Origin of the sequence: Mesobacterium hydrothermale, from assembly GCF_035818635.1 — a bacterium.
Lineage (GTDB): Bacteria > Pseudomonadota > Alphaproteobacteria > Rhodobacterales > Rhodobacteraceae > Mesobacterium_A > Mesobacterium_A hydrothermale.
The window spans coordinates 219,598-234,987 of sequence record NZ_JAYLLH010000002.1 but is presented as its reverse complement, the minus strand read 5'-3'; the positions used below and the strand labels follow the sequence as shown (position 1 = coordinate 234,987).

Genomic DNA, 15,390 nt, shown 5'->3' with positions numbered 1-15,390 from the left:
TTGGCCGCGCGAACCGATATCGACGTTCTGGTCGTGGGCCTTGGCCCCGCGGGGGCCGAAGCGGCGCGCGCGGCGGCGGACCAGGGCCTGCGCGTGCTGGCGATCGAGCGCAACGCCCGGCCCGGAGAACCGGTGCAATGCGCCGAGTTCGTGCCAATGATGATCGGCATGGACATGCCCGACCTCGGCGACAGCCTGATCCAGCCGATTGGCGAAATGCAGTCCTTCCTGCCCGGCGAAGCGGTCGAAACCACCGCTGATTTTCGCGGCCGGATGGTCGATCGCGCCCGGTTCGACCGCCATTTGATCGCGCGCGCGCAGGCGGCCGGGGCGGAGTGCCGCTTTGCCAGCCCGCTGCAGGCGCTGGCCCCCGATGGCACCGCGCAGCTGCAATCCGGCGCCCGGATCCGCGCCCGCGCGGTGATCGGCGCCGATGGCCCCCGGTCGCGCGTGGGGGCGGCGATTGGCGCGGTGAATGCCGACCTGGTCGAAAGCCGCCAGATCACGGTGGCGCTGAACGCGCCCCATGCCGCCACCGACATCTACCTGCATCCCGACATCGTCGGAGGCTATGCCTGGCTGTTTCCGAAGGGCGATCAGGCCAACCTTGGGCTGGGCGTCGCCGCGGCGGAAAAGGCGCGGCTGAAACCCTTGCTTGACGGGCTGCACGCGCAGCTGGTGGCCGAAGGCCGCATCGGGGCGGCGCCGCTGCGCCATACCGGCGGCGCGATCCCCGTGGGCGGCATCACCGGCCCCGTCGGCCGGTTGGGCGACACCGCCGTGTTCCTGGCGGGCGACGCGGCGGGGCTGGTCAACCCGGTGACCGGCGCGGGTATCCCGGCGGCGGTGCTGTCGGGCCGGATGGCGGGGCTTGCCGCCGCCGCCCATGCCAGCGGCGATGCCGATGCGCTGGCCGACTATGCCGAAGAGATCGACGACACGTTCGGGGCCTCGCTGTCGCACGCGCTGGCCCGCCGCCGCGCGTTGCTGGCAACCTATCGCACCGGCAGCCAGCCCGGCCCGGACGACCTGCGCCGCGGCTGGATCGCCTTTCCGCAATACTGGACGCGCGACGCGTCCCCCGCCCGAGAAATGGAGGCATTGCCCGCGTCATGACCTGTCTGAAGCCAGAAAACGCCCTGCCCGGCGCCAAGGGCACCAACGGTGACCACAACAGCTTTGCCGAGATGTCCCCGCGCGCGCCGCACATGGTGCCCGCCGCGATGAAGAACGGCCGCCCGGTCAAGGATGCCAACCTTGCGCCCGAAGGGCTGTATCGTCCCGATTACCGGGTGATGACACCCAACATGCGGTCGCCCGACTATGTGCAGATGTCGACCGCCGCCGCGATCACGCTGGGCCTGGTCGAAGGCCAGATGCACCGCTGTTCCTGCACCCGCTGCCTGAACCTGCTGCTGACCTATCCCGAAGGCTGCCGTGCCAACTGCGCCTATTGCGGCCTGGCCCGCCACCGCGAGGCAGAGCGCAACTATGCCGACCGCAACTTCATCCGCGTCGACTGGCCCGCCGTCAGCATGGCCGAAATCGTCGACCGGATCGCCGCCGACCCCGACACACCGTTTCACCGGATGTGCATCTCGATGATCACCCATCCCAATTCGGACGAGGACACGGTCACGGTGCTGAAAACCTGGACCGACCGGATCGACCCGGACCGGATCCCGATCTCGATCCTGTCGAACCCGACGACGATGACCCGCGCGGACGTACAGCGCCTGCGCGACATGGGCTCTGACATCTTCACCGTGGCGTTGGATGCCGCGACCCCCGCGATTTTCGACCGGACCCGCGGCAAGGGCGTGCAATCGCCGCACAGCTGGAAGAAATACTGGGAAATCCTCGAAGACGCGCGCGACATTTTCGGGCCGCAGAAATTCGGCGCTCATATCATCGTCGGCATGGGCGAAACCGAATACGAGGTGATGCAGCTGATCCAGCAACTGGTGGACATGGGCGGGCACAGCCACATGTTCAGCTTCTTCCCCGAAAAGGGCAGCCTGATGGACCACCTGCCCGCCACCCCGCGCGACCAATGGCGCCGGGTGCAGCTGGCGCGCTACCTTGTCGATTATTGCGGCGTCCGGGTCGAACACATGCGCTTTGACGAAGAGGGCCGGATCAGCGATTTCGGCCTGCCGCGGTCGGAACTGGATGTCATCATCGACACCGGCATCGCCTTCCGCACCTCGGGCTGTCCGGGCAAGTTCGCCGAGGATATCTCGGCCTGCGACCGGCCCTATGGCGACAGCCCGCCCTCGAACATCGCAAGCTATCCCTTCGCGCTGAAAGACGTCGACATCCGCCGGGTGCGCAGCCAGCTGTCGATGGACCGCCCCGGCGAAACCTATGAGCCGGGTGAAGAATTCGACATGAACGACTGACGGAGACCCAGATGACCAAGCCCTTCCGCGTGATCGACACCGGGACCCGCCCCTGCCGCGAACAGATGGCGTTTGACCAGGCGCTGATCGACACCCACAAGGCGGGGCAGATCCCCGATACGCTGCGTTTCCTGCGCTTTCCGCCCTCGGTTCTTGTGGGCCGGCACCAGGCGATCTCGCAGGAACTGAACCTCGATGCCTGCCGCGCGGCGGGCGTGGGGATTGGTCGGCGGATCACCGGCGGCGGGGCGCTTTACCTTGATGAAGGCCAGTTCGGCTGGGAACTGGTGTTCCACCGCAAGACGCTGGGCATCGACAACCTTGGCGATCTCGCGCGAGAGATCTGCGAGGCCGCCGCCGCGGGCCTGTCGAAACTGGGGCCCGCCGTCCGCTATCGCCCGCGCAACGACCTGGAAGTCGACGGCCGCAAGATCGGCGGCACCGGCGGCTTTTTCGACGGCGATACGATCTTTTACCAGGGCACGACGCTGGTCGATATGGATGGGGCCAAGATGGCCTCTCTGCTGAACATCCCGGCGGCGAAACTGGCCAAACGCGGCCAGACGTCCGGCGCGCAGCGGGTGGTGACGCTGAAGGAACTCTTTGACGGCAGCCCGCCGCCGCAGGCCGAAGTTCAGCAGGCGATGCTGGAAGGCTTTGCCGAACGGCTGGGCATTTCCCCTGCCTGGGGAGAGATCACCGAGGCCGAGGAAACCACCGCAAGACAGCTTTACGATCAGGATATCGGGCAGGACGCCTTCGTCTATGAAATCGATGACCAGACCAGCGACCCAGAGGTCCGCACCGGCAGCCACACCGGTCAGGGCGGCACGATCACAGCTTACCTGCGGCTGGAAGGCCCGCGGCAGAACCGCATCCGCGAAGTGCTGATTACCGGCGACTTCTTCGTCACCCCGCCGCGGACGGTCTTCAACCTAGAGGCCAAGCTGCGCGGCGCCGAAATCGACATCCTCGACACCGTGGTAATGGATTTCTTCTCGACCGCGCAAATCGGGCTGCTGACCGCCTCGCCCGACGATTTCATCACCGCGATCCGCAACGCAGCCGATGCCGAGCGGGTGGAAAGCCTGGCGTAATCGCGGCATTGGCGCGCAACGGGTGCGAAGGGAAAACCGTTTCGAGAAAACGGACTGACAGCCGTTCTTGACCTGAACCATCAAGACCGGCGCGCGCCCTTCACGGATCAAAGGAAACGGGCGGCATCCGCTGCCGCCCGATCCGGTTAATGGTGCAGCAAGGTCCGCTTCAGGCCGCGTCCTGTGCCGGAGGTTCCTTGGCACCGGTCATGAACGCCACCGCGTCAGACATCGTGTAGTCCTTCGGGTCGATCGTGCACAGGCGTTTGCCCAGGCGATGGATGTGGATACGGTCCGCCACCTCGAACACATGGGGCATGTTGTGGCTGATCAGAATGATCGGAATGCCCCGCGCCCGCACGTCCTTGATCAGTTCCAGTACCCGGCGGCTTTCCTTCACGCCCAGGGCGGCAGTCGGTTCGTCCATGATGATGAACTTGGTGGCAAAGGCCGCCGCGCGGGCCACCGCGACGCCCTGGCGCTGACCGCCGGACAGGGTTTCGACCGGTTGCTTGATCGACTGCACCGTCATCAGGCCCAGTTCGTTCAGCTTGGCCCGGGCGAATTCCTCCATCGCGGGCTTGTCCAGCATGCGGAACACGTCGCCCAGGATGCCTTTCTTGCGGATCTCGCGTCCCGTGAACATGTTGTCCGCGATGGACAAGGCCGGCGAAAGGGCGAGGTTCTGATAGACGATCTCGATCCCCATCTCGCGTGCCTCAATGGGAGAAGAGAACCTTACCGGCTTGCCTTCGATCAGGATTTCGCCGTCGTCGGGCTGCACCGCGCCGCAGATCGCCTTGACGATGGACGACTTGCCCGCCCCGTTGTCGCCGATCACCGCAAGGATTTCCCCGGCGCGCAGTTCGAAATCCGAGTGGTCGATCGCGGTGACGTGGCCATAGCGCTTCACGATCCCGCGGGCTTGTACGACTGGAGTAGACATTATGCCGAAACCCTTCTGATCCATTGGTCGATGGCGACCGCGATGATGATAAGCCAACCGATGGCAAAGACCTGCCACAGCACGTCAACCCCGGCCATGCGCAGCCCGGATTGAAACACGCCGACGATCAGCGCGCCGAACAGCGCCCCAAGGATCGAGCCGCGCCCGCCGAACAAAGAGATCCCCCCGATCACCACGGCGGTGATGGATTGCAGGTTGCCTTCGTAGAACGACTGCGGGGAAATCGACCCGACCCGCCCGATCGAGGCCCAGCCCGCGATGGCGCAGACCAGCCCGGCCAGCATGTAGACGGAAATCAGGGTGCGCTGGGTGCGGATCCCGGCCAGTTCCGCCGCTTCCATGTCATCGCCGATGGCATAGACGTGGCGGCCCCAGGCGGTCTTGTTCAGCATGTACCACAGCACTACAAAGACAAGGATCATCAGGATCACGCCAAAGGTAATGCGCGCGTTGCCGATCTTGATCGCCTCGCCAAAGAATTTCAGGAATGGCGCGTTGGCGTCGATGTCCTGGCTGCGGATCGACTGCGCCCCCGAAAGCCAAAGGTTCAGCGCGAAAAAGATCGACCAGGTGCCGAGCGTCGTGATGAAGGGCGGCAGTTTCACCTTGGTGATCAGAAGCCCGTTCATCAGCCCCGCGCCCAGGCCCCCGGCAAAGCCGACAAGGATCGCCAGAACCGACGGCACACCCATGTTGACGGCCAGGTTGCCCATGATGACCGACATCAACACCATGATCGCGGCCACCGACAGGTCGATACCTGCTGTGATGATGATCATGCTTTGCGCCGCGGCCAGGATGCCGATGATCGACACCTGCTGCATGATCAGGGTCAGGTTGAACGCGGAAAAGAACCGCCCGCCCGCGATCAAGCCAAAGGCGACAAGGCTGATCAAAAGGACAATCACCGGCACCAGCGTCGGGTTGTTGTGCAGTACGTGCTGCACCTTGTCCAACGGCGTGCGTTTGTCGTGTTTGAACTGGGCGACGCGGGTGTCGCTTTGATCAAGGGCGCGCTCGAAATCCTGAGGCGCTCTTGGTTTGTCTGGTGCATCAGTCATGGCGGGGCCCTCCGTCCACAGCATGGGCCATGGAACGCGTATGCGTCAAAAGCGAATTCGAAAAAGGAAAATCGGGAAGGGGTGCAACACCCCTTCCCGAAACGCTCAGGCGATCAGCCCCAGCACTTCTTCAGGCCCTCTTCCGAGGACAGCGACGGGATGCCGTCGACCGGCTGGTCGGTGATCAGTTCGACCCCGGTGTTGAAGAAATCGAGGCCGGGGGTGTTCGCCGGCTTCGTGCCGTTGTTGGCCCAGTCGACGATCGCGTCGATGCCCTTCGATGCCATCAGCAGCGGGAACTGCATCGAGGTGGCGCCGATGACGCCTTCGGCAATGTTCTGGACGCCGGGGCAGCCGCCATCGACAGACACGATCAGCACGTCTTTTTCACGACCCGCGGCCTTCAGCGCCTCATAGGCACCGGCAGCGGCGGGTTCGTTGATGGTGTAGACCAGGTTGACGCCCGGATCGATCTGCAACAGGTTTTCCATGGCGGTGCGGCCGCCCTCTTCGTTGCCGTTGGTCACGTCGTTACCGACAATGCGGGGATCGTCTTCGTCACCGATGTCGGTCGGGTCCTTGATGTCGATGCCAAAGCCCTGAAGGAAGCCGTTGTCGCGCAGATAGTCGACAGAGACTTCGGAGGCGTTCAGGTCCAGCAGCGCGATTTTCGCGTTGGCGGCATCCGCGCCCATCTTGGCCTTGGCCCATTCACCGATCAGCACGCCGGCCTTGAAGTTGTCGGTGGCAAAGGTGGCGTCGGCCACGTCCGTCGGCTCGAACGGGGTGTCGAGCGCGATGACCAGCAGGCCATTTTCGCGCGCCATCGTCACGACCGGCGCCAGCGCGCGGCTGTCGGACGGGGTGATCAGGATGCCCTTGGCGCCACTGGCAACGCAGCTTTCCACCGCGGCGATCTGGCTTTCGACGTCGCCATCGATCTTGCCGGCATAGGTCGACAGGTTGACACCCGCTGCATTGGCGGCTTCGGTGGCGCCTTCCTTCATCTTGACGAAGAACGGGTTGGTGTCGGTCTTGGTGATCAGGCAGGCGCTGATCCCGTCGGCTGCGTTTGCAACGCCTGCAAAGCCCATCGCGGCGAATGCGAGTGCGGAAACGGTTGCGAATTTCTTCATGGTGTCCTCCCAGACGCTTGAAACTCTACCCCTCGAAACTTGGGGTCTTCCTCCGAGTGATCTCTTGGATCGGCCATAGGGATAGCCGCGATTCGGGCATCGGGTCAATAAATAAATAAACTTGATTTATTAATCTGAACGAACGATCTTTCTTACAGAAAGGGAGGCCACTATGGTCCGTGCCATGGAGAGCGCGAAGATCAAAGAGATGGTAAGCGGGGTGAACCAGGCGGGTGTCCGGGATCACAACGAACGGCTTATCCTGTCGATGCTTCAGCGCCACGGCGGCCTGCCCGGTGCCGATCTTGCCCGGCTGACGGGGCTGTCACCGCAGACTGCGTCGATCATCCTGCGGCGGCTGGAAAAGGACGGCATGCTGATGCGGGGCGACCCGGTGCGCGGGCGCGTTGGCAAACCTTCGATCCCGATGCAACTGGCCCCGGACGGCGTGTTTTCCATCGGCATGCGGATCGGGCGGCGCGGTGCGGACCTGCTGTTGCAGGATTTTGTCGGCACGACACGGCAGCAGTTGCACACGACCTACGACATTGCCTTTCCCGACTCTGTGTTCCGGTTCCTGGAAACCGGGCTGACCGATCTTCTGTCGGACCTTCCCGGCCCCGTACTGGACAGGATTTGCGGCATCGGCATCGGCACCCCGTTCGAGTTGTGGAAATGGCATGACCTGACCGGCCCCAACGCCGAAAACTTCCGCAATTGGAAAGACATCAATTTTGCGCAAGAGGTGGCGCGGTTCAGCGACCTTCCGGTCTATGTGGTCAACGATGCCACTGCCGCGTGCCAGGCCGAACATCTTTTTGGCAGCAACAAGGGGTTCCACGACTACGCGTATTTCTTCATCGGCTCTTTCATCGGCGGCGGGGTGGTGATGAACGGTTCGGTGTTCGAAGGCAATCAGGGCAACGCAGGTGCGCTGGGATCGTTGCGCACCACCGGACCGCTGGGGGAGAGCCGCCAGTTGATCGACGTGGCGTCGATCCACCTGCTGGAATCGCGGCTGGTACAGGTCAGGATCGACCCGATCGTATTGTGGCAACAGCCGCAGGACTGGTCTGGCCTGATGCGCTATGTCGAGCCGTGGATCGGGGAAACCGCGCAAGAACTTGCCAAGGCGGCGCTGTCGGTCTGTTCGGTGATCGACTTCGAAGCCATCGTGATCGACGGTGCCTTTCCCGCCCCGGTTCGCGACGAACTGGTGGCGCGGGTGCGGCGCTATCTCGTCAATCAGGACACCCGGGGGCTGATCGCGCCGGAAATCGTCGCGGGCAGCGTCGGCGCAAACGCCCGGGCCGTAGGTTCAGCCAGTTCGCCGGTTCTGAAGCAGTTTTTCCTGAACACGAATGCGGGGCTGGCCCGATAACCGGCCCGGCCTGCGCGTCAGGATGGTACGGATGTGCGGAACCTTTCGTACGCATCGTCAAAGGCGGACCGCAGCTCCGGGACAGGGTCAAAGATCTGACAGGTGTCCGGCGCGGTCATCACGGCTTCCGGCGCGGCCCCCGTCGCCGCGCAGATCGCAAGCCGGGCCGCCCCCAGCGCAGCACCGAATTCCCCCCCGTCTGGACGATGCAGCCGCACTTTCAGAACAGTCGCCAGCAGGTGCAGCCAATAATCCGACCGGCTGCCACCACCAATGGCAAGAATCTGGTCGAACCTGCTGCCGGTGGCTTTCAGCGCTTCGGCGCAATCGCGCAGCGCATAGGCCACGCCTTCCAGCACCGCGCGGGTCAGATCTGCAACCGTGGTACTCGTGGACAAGCCGGTAAAGGCACCGCGCAGGGTGGCATCATTGTGCGGCGTGCGTTCACCCGACAGGTAGGGGTGAAACATCACCGCCCCCGGGGATTGCAAGTGATCGCCCAGTGCACCGGTCAAATCTGCCGCGCTCTGCCCGGTGATCCGCGTCCACATCCCGCTCACGGTCCGCAAGCGCGGCGGACGGCCGCGCATCCTGCCACCGAAGGACATCGAGACGCCGGACCCGCCGCCGGGACAGGATCCGCGCGTGCTGCGCGCCATCGGCCGGGCATGGGCATGGCGGCAGCGCATGGAGCGCGGCGAGGTCGCCACCATCGCCGATCTCGCCTCCGAGGAGGGCCTCTCCGACCGTTATGTCAGCCGCCTCCTGCGCCTCGCTTGGCTGGCGCCGGATGTTCTCGAGCGGCTGGTCGTGTGTCGCGAGCCCTGCGCGATCAGCCTCTACGATCTTTGCTTTGTCGCCTCGCTTCCTTGGGAGGATCAGCCACAGCGGGTGTTCGACTGAGGCGAAGGATCAGTCAGGGATCTGGTGAGGCCGAACCCGGTCTGGAGAAAGCAACGTCTCATCCGGGTGCAGTTCGTATGTGACCAGCGGCCCATCCTTGCCGGCGGAATAGTCGAGGCACAGCGCGTTCGGAGCCTGCAGGACCGGATCGCCGCTGAGCCAGTAGTGACCGAAGAAGACGGGGCGTTCGTGGGTGGGATAGGTTTGCGCCATCAGGCTTCCCGGTAGTGGGACATCGGGCAGATCATCCGGATCAGGCACCGAGATTGCGATGTCACGCCAGGTCCGGGCCTCTGCATTCCACCATTGCAGTCGGACATGATCGCGGTGGGTGCCGTCCTTGTCGCGGAACGCAAACCCTTCGGGAAGCTTGTGCTCGGGCCCCTTCGTGATTTCCTCGGCAAGGTGGAAAAGCTCGTCGGCAGGGTCAGCCGCTCGTATCAGCTGCTCTTCAGACAGAACGCCATTGTCGGTGAGCGCGCGGACGCGGTCGATCGTGGGGTCGACCCAGCAAGCATGCACAGCGCGAAACCCCTCGGACTCAAGAAAAAGCGGGAGGCTGCGCATCCAAGCCAACGCCTCACGTGTCTCGCCGGCGTCGACCGGGAACTCCGCCAGGAAGCTTGCGTGCTGGCGCAGGTTCTTCTCGGAATGAGCGCGGAGGGGCTGGCCAGTCTCGGGGTGGGCCGTGTGGAAGTGAAGGGCATTGAACTCGTGGTTGCCCATGATCGCGCGGGCCTTGCCGCTGTCGATCATGTCGCGCACCAAGTGAATCACAGCCCGGTTTTCCGGTCCGCGGTCGATGAAGTCGCCCAAAAAGACGATGGTCCGCTCCGGGTCGGCATGGATCCAGCCCGCCGCATTCCGCCGCCATCCGAGGGCATCGAGCGCTCCTCGTAGTTTGGCGATCTGCCCGTGGATGTCGGGGATGATATCAACTGTTCCCATGCACTCTCCTGAAAATCGTTCCAAACGCTGATGGCTGGTTCGCACAGGCCGTTGACTACCGCCTGCGCCTTGTAACGCTAACGAGTTCAAGTCCTTTTGTCGTCGAGGTTTTCCGGTTGTCGCCATGTGCGGACACCGCCACCGCTACGCGCCGTTCTGCCAGCGCACCTATCGGCTACGCCTCCTGCATGTTTGGTCTCTGTTTCGGTCGATAGCGATGGAAACATAGCGCGCAGTTTTGGCGGGGTTGCGAGTCAAGCAATTGTAAAGGCGAGGAAAACTTCGACCGAACCGAAATCGGCGCGGTTCGCCCGACCAGAGACGAGAGGCCATTCAGAGACGGAAAACGCTGCGCGCCTGCGTCTCAGCGGTTCGCACCCATCCGGCAAACCCCTTTGAAAACAGGAGAAAATTCGCCTCGGACCGGCGACCTAAACAGGTTCGAAAGGGTGATAGTGGCGGAGGGAAGGCGATACGCAAAAACTCCGCTCAGCGGGCAGGTTCGAAGCCCTGCCACTTGCCACGTTTCTCCAAGAATAGCGTCCGATACGATTGCTTTCTCTCGCTCTCACCGGGTGCGTTGATGGCTCTGCGCGGCCGCGGCTCCTTTGCGCACAGCGCCTCAAGACACTGACTTGCCTCTCTTTTTCTTTCACGCCTTCGTCCTCCTGCAGCCGCTGTGAGTTGCGAAAAAGGAGACGATTATGAAACCAACCTGCTTGAACCAGAAAGAACTGGCGGAACGCTGGACCATTTCGCACCGCACCCTGGAGCGGTGGCGGTGGGCCGGCGAAGGTCCTGCATACATGAAGATCGGAGGGCGCGTCGTCTATCGTATCGCCGATATCGAGGCCTTCGAACGCGACGTGATGAATGCCACTTCCGATCAGGGCGTCCCGGCCTACTGACGACACCCTCTTTCTCCCGACCCGTGGTGTCGCTCCAAAGCTCTGATTTGCGACGCATTTCGATTGCGCCACATCCCCGGCTCGGCTAGCCTCGGCTTAGGCCCAGAAAATGGGCGCGCATAGTTAGGGTGCGCACTGCCCGAGCCGGGGATTGTAATGGAAAACGACAGGTCGGAACTTCGCTGGGGCGTCGAGCAACGCCTTGAGTTCATAGAGTTCCGCCTGTTCTGGGAGGGACATGTGAACCGCAGCGATCTGATGGACCAGTTCGGGGTCTCGGTGAACCAAGCGTCCACCGACCTGAACCGCTACATTGGCTTCGCACCGGACAACATGGTCTACGACAAGAGCGCGCGGACCTATGTCCGCGGCTCGGACTTCAAGGCGCAGTTCCTCGAGCCAGATGCGAGCCGCTACCTCGCGCAGCTACGCTCACTCTCTGACGGGATCCTCGACCGGGAGGACTCCTGGATAGCCAATCTCCCGCCCTACGCGTCCGCCCCGACGCCGGTGCGTGGCGTCGATCCGGTGACGCTTCGTTCCGTCGTCGGCGCCATCCGCCGGTCCGAGGCGATCGAGGTCAAGTACCAGTCCCTGTCCAGCCCCGAGCCGCGCTGGCGCTGGATGGCGCCCCATGCCATCGCGTTCGACGGCTTCCGCTGGCACACGCGAGCGTTCTGTCTGAACGACGAGTGCTTCAAGGACTTCCTGCTTTCTCGAATGCTCAGGATCCGAGGATCACGGGAGAACGACACGTCGGCAGACGACGACAACGAGTGGCATTCCGAGGTCACGCTCGAGGTCGCCCCTCACCCCGACCTCTCGGATGCGCAGGCAAAGGTCATAGCGGCGTTGTTGCATTAACCCGGCCTGAGGCGTGACATCCCCTTACCCCACTGACGTCATGCCACGTGGACGATCTCGGCAGTGCCGAGGGCGTTGAAGCGGTTCATGAGGGCGATGCGGATGTGGATTTCGGCGGTCTGTCGGTCGGGGTCTCTTGCCATGATACGCTCGCCGAAGGACTTGAGGCAGCGCATCTTCGCTTCGATGCGGCTGCGGGCGTGGTATCCTGTCCATCGCTTCCAGAAGGCTCGTCCATAGTATCGGGTGGCTCGCAGAGTTTCGTTTCTGGCAATTTCGGCTGGGCAGTCTTCCTTCCACGACCGACCATTCTTGCGGATCGGGATGATTGGGACCGCATCGCGCGCTAGGATCGCTGCATGACAACGCCTTGTGTCGTAGGCACCATCGGCCGTCACAGTGCTGATGTTTTCGTCCACGGGGATTTGCCCCAGCAGGTCTGGCAGCACTGGGCTGTCGCCGTCTCGGCTGGGTGTAAACTCCACCGCCCGGATGTCGGAGGTGGCGGTATCCATCGCCAGATGGACCTTGCGCCATTGGCGGCGGCCCTGAACACCGTGCTTGCGGGCCTGCCATTCACCGTCACCGAGGAACTTGATCCCGGTGCTGTCCACCAACAGGTTCAGCGGCCCGTCGGCACGACGATAGGGGATCTGCACATGGAGGGTCTTCTGCCTGCGGCACAGCGTCGAGTAGTCTGGAACGGGCCAGTCCAGCCCTGCCAGACGCAGGAGGCTCGCGACCATCCCGGCTGTCTGCCTGAGCGGCAGCTTGAACAGAACCTTGAGCGACAGGCAGAACTGGATCGCGGCATTCGAAAAGACCGGCGGGCGTCCTGGGCGTCCCTCATGCGGCGCGTGCCAGGTCATCTCCTTGTCCAGCCAGATCAGCAGCGACCCGCGCTTCCTGAGCGCATCGTTGTAGGTGGACCAGTTTGTCGTGCGGTAGCGGGCGGGCTTGGGCTTGCTCATGCAGCTCGTCTAACCCCATGGATTCCCGATGTGAATCCTTCACCGGCTGAGTTCTGCAACAACGCCCCGTCTGGGCGTGTTCTGGCACACCCAGGGCAGCGGCAAGTCCTACTCGATGGCGTTCTTCGCCGAGAAGGTACGGCGTAAGGTACCTGGAAATTTCACATTCCTACTAATGACAGACCGGAATGATCTCGACAGCCAAATCTATAAGACGTTTGTCGGCTGCGGTGTCGCTGGAAACGATACCCCGCGCGCGGCATCCGGAGATGATCTTGAGCGGATCCTGAAGGAAAACAACCAGTACGTCTTCAGCCTGATCCACAAGTTCAACAAAGACGTGGACCCAAAGAAGCCCTATAGCGAGCGTGACGACATAATCGTGATCTCGGACGAGGCGCACCGCACGCAGGCAGGGCGGCTAGCCCGCAACATGCGCCTAGCGCTGCCCAATGCCGCCTTCATCGGCTTCACCGGCACGCCGCTTTTCAAGCAGGACGAGATTACCAAGCGCATCTTCGGCGAATATGTCTCGCGCTACGACTTCAAGCGGTCCGAGGAGGACGGGGCAACCGTCAAGCTGGTCTACGAGAACCGGGGCGAAAAGCTGGGTGTCGGCAAGACGGATCTGAACGAACGGATTGCCGAGAAGATCGAGGAGGTGGAACTCGACCCCGATCAGGCGGCGCTCCTCGATAAGCTGCTCGGGAAGGACTACGAGGTCATCACCGCCGATGAGCGGCTCGACAAGATCGCAGCCGATTTCGTGGATCACTGCGCAACGAGGTGGGAATCCGGAAAATCCCTTTTTGTTTGCATCGACAAGATCACCTGCGCCCGGATGCACCAGATGATCGTCCCGCGATGGCGGGCGAAAGCCGCAGAAGTCAGGGCGGCGGCCGATACCAAGCAAGCCCAGGCGGATAACACGGCCGACGAAAGCATGCGCGCTGTCCTCGAGGAGGAAGCGCAAGAATTGGATGCGCAGGCAACGTGGCTCGAGGAAACCATAGTCGAGATCATTATCAGCGAAGCGCAGAACGAGGTCGCGGACTTCAAGAAGTGGGGGTTCGACATCATCCCGCACCGTGCCCTGATGAAGCAGGGCTTCGATATCGGGAATGGCGAGCGCATCGATGTCGAGACGGCCTTCAAGAACCCCAAACACCCGTTCCGCGTCGCAATAGTCTGTGCGATGTGGCTGACCGGCTTCGACGTGGAATGTCTGTCGACGCTCTATATCGACAAGCCGATGAAGGCGCACACGCTCATGCAGGCCATAGCGCGCGCGAACAGGGTGTATCCTGGCAAGGACTTTGGCCTGATTGTCGACTATAATGGCATGCTAGCCAGCCTGCGGGCCGCGCTGGCTCAGTACGCGCTAGGCGATGATGGCACAGGCGGAGAAGAGATCATCGCCCCCATTGAGGAGAGGGTGCAGGCCCTCCTTGAAGCTATCGAGGCGACCGAGGCCCATTTGCGCGGCATCGGTTTCGATCCAAGCGTGCTACTCGGTTCGAAAGGCTTTATGCGCATCAAGAGTTTGAAGGACGCCGTGGAAGCCGTCTATTCGACGGACGAGGCCAAGCGGCGTTTCGAGATTCTCGCACGGCAGGTTTTCATCCGCTTCAAGGCGCTGCTGATGGAGCCCAGCGCCTGGGCATACGCCGAACGACACGACAACATCGAGGCAATCTACAAGAAGCTGACCGAGCGGCGCGACACGGCTGACGTCACAGAGCTGTTGAGGGAATTGCACCGGATCGTCAACGAAGCCATCCGGACGCAGGCGCCAGGAGACGACCAAGCCGAGGGACTGACCTTCGACCTCAGTCAGATCGATCTTGAGAAGCTACGCGATGAATTCGCAAAGAAGGTCAGACGCAAAGCGACCGCCCTTCAGGACATCCGAGACATCGTTGAACAGAAACTCGCCGAGATGCTGGCGCGCAATCCCGCAAGGATGGACTATCAGGTGAAGTACGAGGCGATCATCGCCGACTACAATCGGGAGAAAGACCGGACCACCATCGAGGAAACTTTCCGTCGACTGGTCGAGCTCGTGAACAGTCTGGACGAGGAACAGAAGCGCGCAACGAAGGAGGGGCTTGGCGAGGACGAACTCGCGCTCTTCGACCTGCTGCTCAAGGATAACCTGGACAAGACGTCTCGCGAACGGGTGAAGCAGGCGAGCCGCGACCTTCTGGCCTCCATAAAGACGCGCTTGGCCGAACTGGATCGCTTCTGGGAGAAAGAACAGACCAAGGCAGACGTCGAGGTATTCATTTTGGACGAGGTCTTCGCAAGTCTACCGTCACCTCCGTTCACGCCCGATGAAAAGAAAGCACTCGCCGAAAGCGTCTACGCCCACGTTTGGCAACAGGCCGTGAATGGTGGCTTCGCACAGGCGGCATAGGACCATTCGCTGATCGTTCGATCCGGGTTCCAGCAGCTTGGCGAACGGAACTACAAACCGCGCGCAGTACGCGTGCAATTTAAATCTCATGATTACAATAACATGGCGCTCTGAACCGGACTGTGCGCGGTTAACAGGTCTGGAGAATATCGGCCCTGAGAGAACGCATACGCGTGCTTCGCGGCTTAGCCCGGTTAACAGCCTATCCCGCACAACCCTCTAGGAAAACGGAAAAATCCGGCCGGAGCCGGATCGGGAGAACGCTTTCGCTGGGGCAAGTGGCGGAGGGGAAGGGACCGGAATCGGACGTTCTCTGGCATCTCATCCACGGCGAGA

Annotated in this window: 14 protein-coding genes; 8 read left to right on the top strand and 6 right to left on the bottom strand. The window is 62.6% G+C overall.

What is annotated here, in order from left to right; translation table 11 throughout:
* The 3 genes from VK792_RS02600 to VK792_RS02590 are packed head-to-tail and all read left to right on the top strand — an operon-like array spanning position 1 to position 3,499.
* Positions 1-1,116 carry an NAD(P)/FAD-dependent oxidoreductase gene (locus VK792_RS02600; protein WP_326295787.1) on the top strand — a complete coding sequence of 372 codons (1,116 nt, stop codon included), beginning with the start codon at positions 1-3 and terminating at the stop codon, positions 1,114-1,116.
* Positions 1,113-2,402: a radical SAM protein gene (locus VK792_RS02595; protein ID WP_326295786.1), complete on the top strand. Its 1,290-nt coding sequence runs from the start codon at positions 1,113-1,115 to the stop codon at positions 2,400-2,402. The genes VK792_RS02600 and VK792_RS02595 overlap by 4 nt, the downstream gene beginning before the upstream one ends.
* Before the next feature lie 11 nt (positions 2,403-2,413).
* Positions 2,414-3,499 carry a lipoyl protein ligase domain-containing protein gene (locus VK792_RS02590; RefSeq protein ID WP_326295785.1) on the top strand — a complete coding sequence of 362 codons (1,086 nt, stop codon included), beginning with the start codon at positions 2,414-2,416 and terminating at the stop codon, positions 3,497-3,499.
* 169 nt (positions 3,500-3,668) lie between these two features.
* Here the strand turns inward: VK792_RS02590 and VK792_RS02585 are convergent, their stop codons facing one another.
* The 3 genes from VK792_RS02585 to VK792_RS02575 form a co-directional block, all read right to left on the bottom strand.
* Positions 3,669-4,469: an ATP-binding cassette domain-containing protein gene (locus tag VK792_RS02585; protein WP_326295784.1), complete on the bottom strand. Its 801-nt coding sequence runs from the start codon at positions 4,467-4,469 to the stop codon at positions 3,669-3,671.
* Entirely contained in the window at positions 4,445-5,527 is a 1,083-nt protein-coding gene (locus VK792_RS02580) for an ABC transporter permease (protein ID WP_326295783.1), read from the bottom strand. The genes VK792_RS02585 and VK792_RS02580 overlap by 25 nt, the downstream gene beginning before the upstream one ends.
* 113 nt (positions 5,528-5,640) lie before the next feature.
* The gene (locus VK792_RS02575) at positions 5,641-6,663 is read right to left on the bottom strand and encodes a sugar ABC transporter substrate-binding protein (protein WP_326295782.1); all 1,023 of its coding nucleotides are present in this window, start codon (positions 6,661-6,663) and stop codon (positions 5,641-5,643) included.
* Between the two features lie 184 nt (positions 6,664-6,847).
* On the opposite strand from VK792_RS02575, the gene VK792_RS02570 reads away from it, so the two are divergent.
* Positions 6,848-8,044 (top strand): ROK family transcriptional regulator, encoded by a 1,197-nt coding sequence (locus tag VK792_RS02570; RefSeq protein WP_435404822.1) that lies wholly within the window; start codon positions 6,848-6,850, stop codon positions 8,042-8,044.
* Positions 8,045-8,061: 17 nt separating this feature from the next.
* Here VK792_RS02570 and VK792_RS02565 read toward each other — a convergent pair whose 3' ends face one another.
* Positions 8,062-8,595, bottom strand: coding sequence for an FGGY-family carbohydrate kinase (locus VK792_RS02565; RefSeq protein ID WP_326295780.1), 534 nt, complete (start codon positions 8,593-8,595; stop codon positions 8,062-8,064).
* On the opposite strand from VK792_RS02565, the gene VK792_RS02560 reads away from it, so the two are divergent.
* Complete coding sequence (locus VK792_RS02560) at positions 8,579-8,947, top strand: hypothetical protein (RefSeq protein ID WP_326295779.1); 369 nt, start codon at positions 8,579-8,581, stop codon at positions 8,945-8,947. The genes VK792_RS02565 and VK792_RS02560 overlap by 17 nt on opposite strands.
* Before the next feature lie 9 nt (positions 8,948-8,956).
* On the opposite strand, the gene VK792_RS02555 is transcribed toward VK792_RS02560, so the two are convergent.
* Positions 8,957-9,895 carry a metallophosphoesterase gene (locus VK792_RS02555; RefSeq protein WP_326295778.1) on the bottom strand — a complete coding sequence of 313 codons (939 nt, stop codon included), beginning with the start codon at positions 9,893-9,895 and terminating at the stop codon, positions 8,957-8,959.
* Between the two features lie 704 nt (positions 9,896-10,599).
* On the opposite strand from VK792_RS02555, the gene VK792_RS02550 reads away from it, so the two are divergent.
* Positions 10,600-10,803, top strand: coding sequence for a helix-turn-helix transcriptional regulator (locus tag VK792_RS02550; protein ID WP_326295777.1), 204 nt, complete (start codon positions 10,600-10,602; stop codon positions 10,801-10,803).
* Between the two features lie 156 nt (positions 10,804-10,959).
* Positions 10,960-11,667, top strand: coding sequence for a BrxR family helix-turn-helix transcriptional regulator (locus VK792_RS02545; RefSeq protein ID WP_435404820.1), 708 nt, complete (start codon positions 10,960-10,962; stop codon positions 11,665-11,667).
* A 38-nt stretch (positions 11,668-11,705) separates the two neighbouring features.
* Here the strand turns inward: VK792_RS02545 and VK792_RS02540 are convergent, their stop codons facing one another.
* On the bottom strand, positions 11,706-12,638 hold the full coding sequence (locus tag VK792_RS02540; RefSeq protein ID WP_326295776.1) for an IS5 family transposase: 933 nt from the start codon (positions 12,636-12,638) through the stop codon (positions 11,706-11,708).
* Positions 12,639-12,672: 34 nt separating this feature from the next.
* Here VK792_RS02540 and VK792_RS02535 point away from each other — a divergent pair, with 34 nt between their 5' ends.
* A complete protein-coding gene (locus VK792_RS02535; RefSeq protein WP_326295829.1) occupies positions 12,673-15,054 on the top strand; it encodes a type I restriction endonuclease subunit R in 2,382 nt (793 codons plus the stop codon).
* Positions 15,055-15,390 lie beyond the last annotated feature (336 nt).